The 12,822-nt window shown below is 64.2% G+C and carries 12 protein-coding genes; 5 read left to right on the forward strand and 7 right to left on the reverse strand.

The window, feature by feature from the left end:
* Nucleotides 1-66: 66 nt before the first annotated feature.
* Entirely contained in the window at nucleotides 67-900 is an 834-nt protein-coding gene (locus HZR14_RS04050) for an enoyl-CoA hydratase/isomerase family protein (protein WP_181691590.1), read from the forward strand.
* Between the two features lie 38 nt (nucleotides 901-938).
* Here HZR14_RS04050 and hypE read toward each other — a convergent pair whose 3' ends face one another.
* The 7 genes from hypE to HZR14_RS04085 all read right to left on the reverse strand — a co-directional run bounded on the left by hypE (nucleotide 939) and on the right by HZR14_RS04085 (nucleotide 7,778).
* The gene (gene hypE, locus HZR14_RS04055) at nucleotides 939-1,988 is read right to left on the reverse strand and encodes a hydrogenase expression/formation protein HypE (RefSeq protein WP_181691591.1); all 1,050 of its coding nucleotides are present in this window, start codon (nucleotides 1,986-1,988) and stop codon (nucleotides 939-941) included.
* Nucleotides 1,985-3,151: a hydrogenase formation protein HypD gene (gene hypD / locus HZR14_RS04060; RefSeq protein ID WP_181691592.1), complete on the reverse strand. Its 1,167-nt coding sequence runs from the start codon at nucleotides 3,149-3,151 to the stop codon at nucleotides 1,985-1,987. The genes hypE and hypD overlap by 4 nt, the downstream gene beginning before the upstream one ends.
* On the reverse strand, nucleotides 3,144-3,494 hold the full coding sequence (locus HZR14_RS04065; protein WP_181691593.1) for a HypC/HybG/HupF family hydrogenase formation chaperone: 351 nt from the start codon (nucleotides 3,492-3,494) through the stop codon (nucleotides 3,144-3,146). The genes hypD and HZR14_RS04065 overlap by 8 nt, the downstream gene beginning before the upstream one ends.
* A 172-nt stretch (nucleotides 3,495-3,666) precedes the next feature.
* Nucleotides 3,667-4,188: a hydrogenase maturation protease gene (locus HZR14_RS04070; protein ID WP_181691594.1), complete on the reverse strand. Its 522-nt coding sequence runs from the start codon at nucleotides 4,186-4,188 to the stop codon at nucleotides 3,667-3,669.
* Nucleotides 4,172-5,011 (reverse strand): cytochrome b/b6 domain-containing protein, encoded by an 840-nt coding sequence (locus tag HZR14_RS04075; RefSeq protein WP_181691595.1) that lies wholly within the window; start codon nucleotides 5,009-5,011, stop codon nucleotides 4,172-4,174. Before HZR14_RS04075 ends, HZR14_RS04070 begins: the two co-directional genes overlap by 17 nt.
* Nucleotides 5,008-6,570 (reverse strand): nickel-dependent hydrogenase large subunit, encoded by a 1,563-nt coding sequence (locus HZR14_RS04080; RefSeq protein ID WP_181691596.1) that lies wholly within the window; start codon nucleotides 6,568-6,570, stop codon nucleotides 5,008-5,010. Before HZR14_RS04080 ends, HZR14_RS04075 begins: the two co-directional genes overlap by 4 nt.
* Complete coding sequence (locus HZR14_RS04085; RefSeq protein WP_181691597.1) at nucleotides 6,570-7,778, reverse strand: hydrogenase small subunit; 1,209 nt, start codon at nucleotides 7,776-7,778, stop codon at nucleotides 6,570-6,572. The genes HZR14_RS04080 and HZR14_RS04085 overlap by 1 nt, the downstream gene beginning before the upstream one ends.
* Nucleotides 7,779-8,114: 336 nt before the next feature.
* Here HZR14_RS04085 and HZR14_RS04090 point away from each other — a divergent pair, with 336 nt between their 5' ends.
* From HZR14_RS04090 to HZR14_RS04105, 4 genes are all read left to right on the forward strand, one after another.
* Nucleotides 8,115-9,293 carry a hypothetical protein gene (locus tag HZR14_RS04090; RefSeq protein ID WP_181691598.1) on the forward strand — a complete coding sequence of 393 codons (1,179 nt, stop codon included), beginning with the start codon at nucleotides 8,115-8,117 and terminating at the stop codon, nucleotides 9,291-9,293.
* 134 nt (nucleotides 9,294-9,427) lie between these two features.
* Nucleotides 9,428-10,789, forward strand: a complete 1,362-nt coding sequence (locus tag HZR14_RS04095; RefSeq protein ID WP_181691599.1) for an NAD-dependent succinate-semialdehyde dehydrogenase — start codon at nucleotides 9,428-9,430, stop codon at nucleotides 10,787-10,789.
* A complete protein-coding gene (locus HZR14_RS04100) occupies nucleotides 10,789-12,369 on the forward strand; it encodes an acetolactate synthase large subunit (RefSeq protein WP_181691600.1) in 1,581 nt (526 codons plus the stop codon). The genes HZR14_RS04095 and HZR14_RS04100 overlap by 1 nt, the downstream gene beginning before the upstream one ends.
* A gap of 171 nt (nucleotides 12,370-12,540) precedes the next feature.
* Nucleotides 12,541-12,822, forward strand: a complete 282-nt coding sequence (locus HZR14_RS04105; protein ID WP_181691601.1) for a DUF7521 family protein — start codon at nucleotides 12,541-12,543, stop codon at nucleotides 12,820-12,822.

Consider the following 12,822-nt stretch of genomic DNA (forward strand, 5'->3'; position numbering starts at 1 on the left):
CGCAGTCACCTCTATTTCGGACGCCGAGCCGGCAGTTTTAACGTTTGACCGGTGACAGCTGCACCCATGGAGTACGTTGACGTCGAAGTCGCCGACGGCATTGGCTGGATGACCATCGACCGCCCCGACCGGTTCAACGCCATGGACGTCGCGATGGCCCAGGAGTTCCGTGAGGCCGGCCTGAAACTCGCCCGCGACGACGACGTGCAGTGTGCCGTCATCCGTGCCACCGGGAAGGCATTCTGCAGCGGCGTCGACCTGAAATACGTCTACGACCACGGCGACGATGACGACCTCTCGTATCTGCTGCCAGGTGATGCCGACGCGACGCAGGCCGAAGCCTACGGCAAGACGTTCAAGCAGTGTCTCGAGTATATCCACAGCGCGATCACCGAGATCCGAACAGCCGACCGGCCGTTCGTCGCGGCCGTCGACGGCATCGCAGCCGCAGGCGGTTTCGGTATTGCTATGTGTTGTGATCTGGTGTACGCCTCCACCGACGCGGCCTTCGAGTGGGCCTACCACGATACCGGACTCACCGGCGCGGAGTCCTCGACGTTTTTTCTCCCGCGCCTGGTCGGATTCCGCGAGGCGATGGAGTTGATGCTCCGGTCCCCGCGACTGAGCGCTACCGAGGCCAAGGGGCGCGGCCTCGTCAACGACGTATTCGACGCCGAGACGTTCGACGACGAGGTCGCAAAAATCGCTACCGAAATAGCCGACGGTCCGACCGGTGCCTACGGCACCGCCAAGGGTCTCATCAACCGGGCGGCGGACATGGACCGGCTCGATCGGCATCTCTCCGCCGAGCGGGACAATCTCACTCGCATCGCCGACGGTCGCGACTTCGAGGAAGGCCTCGAGGCGTTCTTCGAGAACCGCGATCCCGACTTCGAGTGAGCGTTCACCCGCCTGGGCCGGGGGGATTCCGGCAACCGTCAGCATATTCGCGGGACGACCTCCTTGCTCGGTTCGCGCATGTAGCGGTTCCCAATCCCGGTGTCGAGGACAACCCGACCCCGATAGTCGCCGATGGCTTTCCCGATTGCGGCGGCGTTCTCCCCTTTCGGATGGTCCCGTAGTGCGGCGAGGACCCGCTCGGCCGCCGTCGGTTCGACGCCCATGATGGCAACCCCCTCGTTGGCTATCTGGTAGGGGTCCAGCCCGAGCAGTTCTCCTGCACCGGTCACGTCGTCGGTCACGGGGACACGCTCATCCGAGATCTCGATTCCCACATCGCTTTTCCGTGCCATCTCGTTGAGCGCGCCAGCGAGCCCCGTCCGCGTGGGGTCTTTCATCGCCGTTATCGACTCGCCCCCGACCGCCAGTGCCGTCCCGAGCAGGCCGTTCAGCGGCTGGACGTCGGAGGCCAACTCCGCCTCGAAGTCGATGCCCTCCCGCTCGGCTAGCAGCGAAATCCCGTGTTCGCCGATGGTACCGGTGACGAGCACGACGTCGTCCGGGGAGAGACCCGAATCCGGCGTAACGTGCTCTGCGATGCCAACACCGGTCGTGTTGATGGTGACCCCGTCGAGTTCGCCGTTTCCCATGACTTTCGTGTCGCCGGAGACCACCGGTGCCGACGCTTCCCGACAGGTTTCGCTCATCGACTCCGCGATGCGTTCGAGATTCCGGCGGGGGTAGTTCGCCTCGACGACGACGGCGCTGGTCAGTCCACGCACCTCCGTTGCCCCCATGACGGCCAGGTCGTTGACCGTCCCCGAGACTGCGAGCCGTCCGATGTCCCCGCCCGGAAAGAAGGGTGGCTGGATGACGTGGGTATCGGTGGTCACGACGAGGCGTTCACCGCCGAACGGGAGGACAGCACCGTCGTCCCAATCTTGCAGGCCGACGAGGGAGTCCGGAGCGTCCTCGAACCCGGCAGCGAGTGTTCCGGAGACGAGGTCACGCGTCGCCTGGCCGCCCGATCCGTGGGTCAACGTGACGCGTTCGTCGTTGTCCTCCGAGTCCCTGGCTCGCTCGCTCATAGATCGGGTCTCCCCCCGTACTCGTGCCAGATCTTGCAGGTCCCTTCGCTGCTGACCATACAGGCCCCCACCGGATCGGCGGGGGTACACGCCTCGCCGAACAGCCGACAGTCGGTGGGATCGGCCGCACCGGCCATGATGTCCCCACAGATACAGTCGTGCAGGAGCCGGGAGCCGGACTGCTCGCGCAGGTAGGAGGCGTCGACATCGAAGCGCTTGCTCGCGTCGTACTCGGCGTACTCGTCACGCAACTGGAGGTTGGCGTTCGGGATGTGGGCGATACCTCGCCACTCGCCGCCGACGGCCTCGAACACGTCCCAGAGCTGTTCTTTGGCGACGCGATTCCCATCGCGGGTGACACATCGAGGGTACGCGTTCTCGACGGTCTGATCGCCGTCACGGACGTGTTCGACGAGCTTGACCAGTCCCGCCAGAATGTCGAGCGGCTCGAATCCGCCGACGACTACCGGGAGGCCATGTCGATCGACCAGCCCATCGAAGATGCCGTGACCGGTGATGATCGCGGCGTTACCCGCCGCGAGGTAGCCATCGATTTCCGTGTCGGGCATCTCGGCAACGATCTCCATCGCCGGGGGGATGTACTTGTGAGCCGATAGCACCGAGAAGTTCTCCGGGGGATCGTCCCGGATGACCGCCGCTGTCGGCGCGGCCGTCGTCTCGAACCCCGTCGCGAAGAAGACCACTTCGCCGTCGAGGTCTTCGGCGAGTTCGACCGCGTCCTGTGTGCCGTAGACGACGCGGACGTCGGCCCCCTCGGAGCGGACGTCGTCGAGTGATTTCGCGGTTCCCGACACCTTCAGCATATCGCCGTACGTCGCGATGGTCACACCTTTCTCCGCCAGCGCCACCGCCTCGTCGACCTCCGGCATGTTCGTCACGCAGACGGGACAGCCCGGTCCCATGACCAGGTTCACCGTGTCCGGGAGCAGGCTCCGTAACCCGAATTTTGCAATCGACTGCTCGTGGCTGCCACAGACGTGCATCACTGTCGCCGGCGGGTCGTCCAGTTCGTCGCCGATTTCCGCCAGCCTGTCGGCGAGCGCATCCGCTTTCTCCGGGTCGCGGAACCGCAGTTCGTCGTCACCCTCACTTCCGGAAATCGAACCGGTGGGGCCGTCGATCGGTGGATTGCGTTCAGACATCGATACCCAGCTCGTCGAGCAAGTCCTCCTCGTCCTGTTCGTCCCCACCCGACGTTGCGGGGGTGGGGGCTCCGGCGTTCGCCTCCAGTTCGTCCATGACGTCGTCGGTCAGCATGTCCGCTGGGTCGGCGTCGAGCATCGTTTCGAACAGCTCCATGGTCTCTTCCACCTCCGATTCCGGTATTTTCCGGATCGCGTAGCCGACGTGGTTGAGGATGTAATCCCCCTCATCGACCGCGCTGCCGACGATGTCGAGCCGAACCCGCCGTTCGACGCCCCAGAAGTCCACAACGGCCTCGTTCCCCTCGATTTCACGTATCTCGCCGGGGACGCCGAGGCACATCAGACACCACCTCTATCGCCGTCGTCGATCTGTGAGCCGATCATTTCCGGGTCGCCGGCCAGCAGTCGGTCCGGTCGAAACCGCCCCCTGACGTGGTGTCCATCGGATTCGTGTTCGTCTATGTCTTCACGTTCGATTCGTTCGCTACAGTCCGTACAATACCAGTGTCCTTTCATGATTGTAGCTGCTGGGATGCTTCGGCTTCGAGCCGTCCTTCGATACGCGAGATTAGATCGGGTAGCGCGGCCGCGACTGGCTCGGATAGATCGACAGACGGCTCGAGGCGTTGCGGGACCACCCCGATCAAATAGATCCTCTCGGGAACGTCGTACGCAGCGTCGCCGGCGGCGAGCGCATCCGTGAAACTATAGTCGTGCATCGTCACTTCCGGCGTGCCTGCGTCCGGTCGGTCGAGTCGGTACTCCCGGACTGTTCCCGGCGGCTCGTCGACGTCGAGTGCGTCGACCACGATCGCCCGGTCGGCACCGCTCATGGCCTCGAGAGCCAGAAACGACGTCGTCCCCGCGTGTGACAGCCCCGTCTTTTCGGGGAGCTCTCCGTCCCGTTTGCGGAGCGTCTCGATGGCGTGGTAGCCGACGCCATCGTCACCCATCACCATGCTGCCGACGCCGACGACGGCCTGTATCGTAGGCGAGTCGTTTGTCGATACGGTGCTGTCAGTGTGTGTCGTCATCTTCGTCCTCCTCGGCTGGGAGTACGTACGCCTCCATGTCGCCGAATATCATAGACTTGAGTGCGTCGTGGTTGCTCGGTAAAACCGCAAAGTAGACGTGCCCCAGTACCATCGCCACGACGACAAACGCAAGCAGGAGATGAATCTGGAGCATGAGTTCGAACGGCAGTATCGGGGACAGAAAGCCGAGCAACTCGACCCACCGGGCCGGGTCGGTTCGTATCTCGGCGTACATGCCGAAGCCAGTCAACGCGAGCAGGCCGAAAAAGATCGATACCCACCAGAAAAACGTCTTCTGCATCGGGTGGTAGGCGACCCAGTCGCTCTCCTCCTCGTCGTAGGTTTCGCGGGCCCGGTGATAGCCCGGAATATAGGATTTCAGCCCGACGAATGCCTGTGCGATCCGGGCGGTGACCCGCACGTCTTCGAGTTCGGCCAGCTGTCGGTGCCCGTCGACGTAGACGTGATACAACGGAAAGAGCACGAACAGAAAAGACAACAACAGGATACCGGCCCACATGTGGAGTCCGAACGCGACGTAGTAGCCATCCCACGGTGGGACCGAAAGCGGACCGTAGTTCCCCGTCCAGATGGCGTAGCCAGTGCCGATCAGCACGAACATCAAAAACGCTTGCATCCAGTGGGAGATGCGGGCACCGAGGCTGTGGCGCTCGATCGTGACTTTTCCGGTCATCGCACGGATGCGGTCGTACCGGTCGTCGGCCTCCTCGGGCGGAGCCAGCATCTCGGTGACGTATTTATGCATCCGACCGCGGAGACTGCCGGACGACCCCGAACCGGATTTCGCGTCCGTACCACTCACGGCTCGTCGACCTCCTGTCCGGCGAACGGAGTGTTGTTACCTTTCGCCGCTGTGCCGGGCGAGGCGGGCGTGACCTTCTCGGAGTAGGTTCCATCAGGACTTTCGACGTGGACCGAACAGGCAAGACAGGGGTCGAACGACCGGACTGTCCGCATGACGTTGATGGGGTTCTCGTAGTCGGTGACCTCCATCCCCTCGACAGCCCCTTCGAAGATGCTCGGCGTCCCGTTCTCGTCGCGTGGCCCGAGGTTCCAGAGGGTCGGCGTGATAATTTGATAGTTCGTGATGGTGCCGTCCTCGATTTTGACCCAATGCGAGAGCGCCCCCCGGGAGGCCTCCCAGAGGCCGACGCCCTCGCCACTGAAGTCGTCCGTCCAGCCGTGGTTGACCGTCGAATCAGGCTCGATGTCGTCGAGGAGGTCTACGATCTGGTCCCGGAGGACGACGGACTCTTGGGCGCGCGCGATGAGGCGGTTCAGTGTGCTGCTCTTCGTGGGGTCACCGCCGAGGGTCGCCCGCAAATCAAACGGGTCCTGCTCGGTCACGATGAGACGCGCGAGTGACCCCACCTCCATGTTCATCCCGTTATACCGTGGGGCCTTCCCCCAGGAGTAGGCATCCTCCTTTTCGGGATCGGGTTTCGGCGGCGACTCCTCCATCGGGTGACCGCCCGAATCGTCGGTGTACCACGACCGAGCCGTGCTCTCGGTGATCGCCGACGTGATCGCTTCTTTGTCGGGGTGTGAACGTTCACCGTCGACGTAGAGCCCTGATGGGATTTCTCGGCCCCCCTTGCCGTCGGGATAGACGCCGTTGCAGTAGTACCTTCCCGGACCGACGCCGAAGTCGTCCGCGCCGGCCGCTTTCGCGGCGAACAGGATCGAGACGATGTCGTGGAGTCCTTCACCCAGCGACGCGTCAAACTCGTCGTTACGGACGTTTTCGATGACCTCGGGAACCGCATCCGTCGGACCGAGCCACTCGCTGACGAACTCCACCTGATCCCGGATGTTTTCTATTTTGCCTGCGGTGGGCGTCGCGGACATCCCGCCCGGCGCGTAGGTGAGCGGATGCGGGGCCTTGCCACCGAACTCGGCAAACCCCTGAAGTAGCTTTCTCTGGGCCTGAAGCGCCCGTTTGTAGCCCTCCCCTTCCATGGGGTTGATGCGTTCCAGCCCGGTGTCAGCGACGGCATCGCTGTAGTCCGGCCCCACCAGCGCGAACATGTGGACCGCGTGGTTCCACAGGTTTGCCATCTTCTCGAGCAGATTTCGCATCTGCCGTGCGGTTTCGGGAACGCCTTCGAAGGTACCGGCCCCGCGTGCGGCGTCCTCGATGGCCAGTAGGGAGCACATCCGATGAACGGAAAAACAGACCCCACAGACCCGCTGGGTGAACACGGGAGCGTCTGACGGTGGTCGATCGAGAACGACCATCTCCATCCCGCGGAACATGTCCATGTGACTCTTGGCTTCAGTGACGACGCCGTCTTCGACCTGCAGCGTCGTACTGTGATGGCCCTCAATCCGTGTCGTCGGATCGATTTCGATCTCCGGCATTATGTGTCCTCTCCAGATGTACACCCACAGCCGTCCGTTTCGACCCGTTCGTCCGTCTCGTCCTCCTCGTCTTCGCCGTAGCCCATCGCCTTCCGAGCGGCGTGACCAGCAATACCCGCGGCCGTCGCCCCAACGGCGACCTTGCCGGCAGTGCCGACGTCCGTCAGTATGAGACCCTGCTTCTCGGCGGGTTCGTAGAACGGTGTCATCCGGTCCCAGAAGTTCGGCTCCATACAGCCGATACACGGTGCGCCGACGTTCCGACAGACGCTCGTCCCGTCGTTCCAGAGACGGACCGAGTCGTCGCAGTGACAGTACGGTCCCTTACAGCCGACAGAGTACAGACACTTCCCCGACCCGTCGCCGACGTGGTCGACGAACTCGCCGCGGTCGAAGTATCCCCGACGCGAACACTCGTCGTGGACGAGCGGCCCGTAGAACGCCTTCGGGCGGCTGAATTCGTCGAGGTCAGGCTCGTGGCCGTTCAACAGCGTCGCGACGGTCAGGAGCACGTAATCGGGATGGGTCATACAGCCCGGAACGTTGATGACCGGGAGCCCTGAGTTCGCGGTGAAATCCGGTCCCAGTACGCCCGCGTCGTCCGCGCGGTGCGTGTACTGGAGCCCCTTCGCACCAGTGACGTTGGCGTCCATCCATACGCCCTTCTCTTCGAAGTCCTCGACGGCCGGCGCGCCGTTCTCCGCCGACTGCCACCCTCCGTAGCAGGCACAGGTACCGATACCCATGACGTACTCGGCGTCGGGAGCCAGTTCCATCACCCAGTCGAGAACCGGTTTGTGATGGCCGTTTTCGTCGCGGCCGAGCGTCGCCGCCGAGGGAATCTTCGTCGGGATCGCCCCCTCGATCATCAGGATATCCGGCGACTTGCTCATGGCGTCGATAGCCGACTCGCCCGTCTCGGCCATCAGTTCCGGATGGAACGTAACGTCGAGTTTGAACTGCGAGATGGCCTCTTCGAGACTCGGCGAGGTCCCCTGCAGCGTCGACATCGTACAGGCCGAGCAGGTCTGTCCCTGTATCCAGACGACTTCCTTCCGGCCGTCCGTAGCCTGTTCGAGTGCGGAAGCGACTTCGGTGCTGTACTCCGTAATCACCGATCCTGCCGTGGTCGCACCGACCAGTTTGAGGAAGTTCCGACGCGTCGTCGGCCCCCCATCCGCGGTCCGTCCAGTATCAGCCAGCTTCATGATTATTCCGTCTCGGCGACACTGTCGCCCCTCGGCGTCGCCCTACTCGTGTACTTTTCGACGGCGACCCCTGCTCCGAACGCCAGCGCGCTGGATACGAGAATCCAGAACAGATCCGGATGTTCGATGCCGGTATGTAGGATTACTTGTAACACACGTTTCTATGGTGTGTCAACCCTTATTAAACGGAAGACAAAGTATAGTGGAATATTTAAGTGACGATCCCCCCGAAACGTATGCGTGACGGCACCACTCGTGTCCGGATTCGAGCCAAAAAACGCGGCCGATCGGACGCGCTGGCGTGACCACCGAGTGACCGTTTTCGCGTGGTAGCGTATGTCGGTAACTGTCTCGGCGTGGTCGCGCCGGTACGCGCTCATCAGCGCGTTCGCCCTCGTCTGCTGGCAGGTGGGGATCGTATTCGAGGTACCGCGGCGGACCGAGATCGCGCTGGGGCTCTTCGGTTTCGTCTTTCATATGGTGTTCGGGAAGGCGTACGCGCTCGTTCCATCGTACTTCGACAGCGAACTCGCGTTTCCGTGGGCTCCCAAGACGCAGTTCCCGCTCGTCGTCGTCGGGACGGCCGGTCTCGTCGTCTCGTCGCTCGGGATCGAGACGGGGTGGCTTACCGCGGGGAGCGCGGCTCTCTGGTTCCTCGGCGTCGCCGTGTTCGTCGGGACGTTGGTATCGACGATCGGCCGCGCTCTCATACGGGGGGAGACGGGGACCGGCGAGCACAACGCCGAACGGCTTCCGGTCGACCGTCTCGCGAACGGGTTCGTCCCGGTTGCGCTTTCGTATCTTCTCGTCGGCTCCTACGAGATCGCGGCGCTGTACGGCCCGCTTCCCGCGCTGTTCGGCGGCGCGCCGGCACAGGCCTCACACCTCCTCGCCGCGGGGACGGCCGCCGTTCTCGTGTTTGCGCTCGGATTCAGGCTGTTACCGCGGTTTCTGGTCGTATCTCCCCCGCTTTGGGTAGTGCGTATCGTGCTTCCGGCGGCGGCGGCGGGGCCGGTCCTGATCGCCGCCGGGCTCGAGATACCCCGGTTACAGATCGTGGGCGCGGCGCTCGAAGCCGTCGCCGTCTGTCTCTTCGCGGCCGCGCTTGCCCGGATGTTCGTCCGTTCGGACCGTCGGCGAGTCGGGTTGTACGGCGTCCTGGCCGGCGCGGGCAGCGGTGTCGGTGGTGTGCTTCTCGGCCTCGTGTTCGCGTTCGACGGCACGACGGCCCCGTTGACGACGCTTCATTTCCGTCTCAACGTGCTCGGCTTTTTGGGCCTCACCGTCGTCGGCCTCGCCTATCAGTTCTATCCGCCATCGGTCGGCGAGTTTCCCGGATCCTCGGAGCGAACCGCGGCCCTGTCGATACTCGGGATCTGTGCTGGGCTGTTGACCCACGCCATCTCCCTCCGTATCGGCCTCGACGCGCTCACCACGGTCGGATACCTACCGGCGTTCGGGGGATCGGTCCTCTACGCGTATCTCCTTGTCAGCGCGTTTTTTACGCGGATGTGACCGTCGAGGTGTCCGCACGGCCGACGGCGTGGATTCCCGACGGCCACACGGCCGGGAGCAACGCCTCCCTTGACCGACGAGGGGAGTATGTTCGGACACACGTTCATCCGTCGGTAGAACATGCGTAGATATCCATGAACGCGATCAATCCCGCAACCGGCGAGCGAATCGCCACCTACGACGAACACGCACGGGGTGACGTCGATACCGCGCTCGATGAGGCGAACAACGCCTTCTCGGGGTGGCGTGAGAGGCCGATCCGCGAACGGGAGCGGCTCCTCGAAGCCGCGGGCGACGTACTCCGGCGGAACAAACGGGCGTACGCCGAGACGATGACCGAGGAGATGGGAAAGCCCATCGGGCAGGCGACCGCCGAAGTCGAAAAGTGCGCGTGGATCTGTGATCACTACGCCGAACACGCCAGCGCGTATCTCGAAGACGAACACCACCCCAGTCCGCCGGGCGTGACTGCCAAGACGGTCCATCAGCCGCTGGGTCCCGTCCTGGCGGTCATGCCCTGGAACTTCCCCTTCTGGCAGGTCTTCCGGTTCGCCGCGCCCTATATCACGGCCGGCAACGTCGGATTGCTCAAACACGCCTCGAACGTGCCGGGCTGTGCCGTCGCCATCGAGGACGTGTTCCGCGAGGCCGGCTACCCGGAGGGGGTCTTCCAGACGCTTTTGGTGTCCTCGGATCGCGTCGACGGGATTCTCGCCGACGACCGCGTCCGAGCAGCGACCCTGACCGGGAGCGGTCCGGCGGGGAGTGCCGTCGCCGAGACGGCCGGCAACCACCTGAAAAAGACCGTCCTCGAACTCGGCGGCAGCGACCCGTTCGTCGTCCTCGGGGACGCCGACGTCGAGTCGGCGGCGGAAACCGGTGTGTGGGCGCGCAATCAGAACGGCGGACAGTCGTGTATCGCCGCCAAGCGGTTCGTCGTCCATACGGACGCGTACGACGAGTTCCTCGATCGGTTCCTCGAAGGGGTCGAGTCACTCGTCGTCGGCGACCCGATGGACGACGGGACGGACGTCGGACCGCAGGCCCGGCCGGACCTCATGGGTGAACTTCACGAGCAAGTCGAAGCGAGCGTCGAGGCCGGAGCCACGCTCGCCGCCGGTGGCGAACCGCTCGACCGCGAGGGGGCCTTCTATCCGCCGACGGTACTGACCGACGTCCCCGACGGCTGTCCGGTCGACAGCGAGGAGACGTTCGGACCCGTCGCCGCAGTCTATGAGGTTACCGACGTAGAGGCGGCCATCGAGCTCGCAAACGACACCGAGTTCGGCCTCGGCGGCAGCGTCTGGACCGAAGACCGCGAGCGTGGCGAGCGTGTCGCGGGACGGATCGAGGCGGGATGTGTCTACGTCAACCAACTCGTCAAATCCGATCCGCGGGTTCCGTTCGGCGGCATCGGCGACTCGGGTCACGGCCGCGAACTCTCGGAGGCCGGTATCAAGGAGTTCGTCAATCCGAAGACGGTCTGGGTGGAGTAATGAGGGCCTCCGACCTGCTCGTCGCCTGTCTCGAACGCGAGGGTGTCGAACACGTCTTCGGGCTGCCCGGCGAGGAGATGGAGGAGTTGCTGTTCTCGCTGCGTGACTCCTCGGTGACGTTCGTTCCGGTCAGACACGAACTCGGTGCGGCGTTCATGGCGGACGTCCATGGCCGTCTCACCGGCGACGCCGGCGTCTGTCTCGCCACCCTCGGCCCCGGTGCGACGAACCTTCTGACGGGCGTCGCGGACGCCCACCTCGACAAGAGCCCGCTGGTGGCGATCACAGCACAGGGGGGTCTCGAACGCCTCCACCAGGAGAGCCACCAGGCGATCGACGTGCTCCGGATGTTCGAGCCCGTGACGAAGTGGAACACCCGACTGGATAGCCCGGACATCGTCCACGAGTCGGTCCGAAAGGCGTTCAAGATCGCGGAGTACGAAAAGCCCGGCGCGACGCATCTCGAACTCCCCGAGGACGTCGCGGCCGAGGGGACGGCAGCCAGGCCGCTGGAGCCAAACGAACGGGTACCGTTCGCCGCACCCAACCCGGATATCCTCGATCGGGTGAAAGCGACGTTACGGGAGGTCGAACGGCCGGTGATCGTGGCCGGGAACGGCGCCGTCCGCACGCATGCCGCGACGCAGCTACGGGAGTTTGTCGACGTGACCGACGTCCCGGTGATTTCGACGTACATGGGCAAGGGCGCGGTCTCCGACGCCGACGAACACTCGCTTATGACGCTCGATTCGGGGTCGGGTGGCGAGCCGGCGGCGGTCATCGCGGGCTCGGATCTCGTCATCACCGTCGGTTACGACATCGCCGAGCACGACCCCGGTGACTGGAACCCCGGCGACGCCCCGCTCGTCCACCTCGACAGCCAACCCGCCGAGGTGTACGAAGCGTACGAGCCGGACATCGAGGTCATCGCGGACGTCGGCCGGACGCTCCAGTCTCTGTCCGATTGGTGTCGGGAGGCGAACCTGTCGATCGATTCCGGGTGGTACGCCGAGTCCCGAAGTCGGGTCGTCTCGGACGTCGACGTCGATCCGGTGGACGAGGCCCCGTTTACCGTCCGGGCGGTACTGCCGGTCCTCCGAGACGTGATGGCGGCCGATGACGTGCTCATCTCCGACGTCGGTGATCACAAGATGGCCATCGCACAGAACTTCCCGACGTACGAGCCCAACACCTGCATCATCTCGAACGGTCTCGCCTCGATGGGTATCTCGGTCCCCGGTGGGGTCGCCGCCGACCTCGCCGTCGATGCGAACGTCGTCGCGGCGACCGGCGACGGCGGGTTCTTGATGAACGCGGCCGAGATCGAAACCGCGACCAGGCTCGGCTGTGAGTTCACCGTCCTGTTGTTTACCGACGACGACTACGGGCTCATCTCGAAGAAACAGAGAGACCACACGGGCGAGTCGTTCGGGACCGAGCTATCGAACCCCGATTTCCTCGCGTTGGCCGAGAGCTTCGGCATCGAACGGTATCGGCCGGAATCGGCCGACGAACTCCGGGCGGCTCTCGAGGCCGCCGTCGACGGCGGGATGTCCCTCGTCGAGGTTCAGGTCACGTGAACGGATGTATCGCCTCGACTTGCTTCCTCCCATAACGCTTTCAACGGGCGCGGCCGATCACCGATGCATACAGACCATCGTCCCGATGCACCGGTCACCGCCCCACCGTGCCGGCGGTGATCGCTCCCGGACGACAGCCATCCGTGTCACGCCAACGAATCCCCGAAACACATGAATCCACTGCTCCCGACGGTCGTAGTCGCGCTCAAGACGATCACGCTCGTACTGGGGGGGCTTATTTCCCTCTACGCGTACAGAGCGGCCCGACGCACCGGTTCGTCCTCCCTGCGGATGTTGGCCATCGGCTTCGGCCTCATCACCGTCGGTTCGCTCCTCGCCGGGATCGTCGATCAGCTCCTGCCGATCGATTCCACCGTTGCACTCGTCGTCGAGAGCCTCTTTACGCTCGTCGGCTTCGGAGCTATTCTCCGGTCTCTCTGGATGAGCGGGTGA

Source organism: Natronomonas salinimetallica, from assembly GCF_013839515.1.
Taxonomy (GTDB): domain Archaea; phylum Halobacteriota; class Halobacteria; order Halobacteriales; family Haloarculaceae; genus Natronomonas.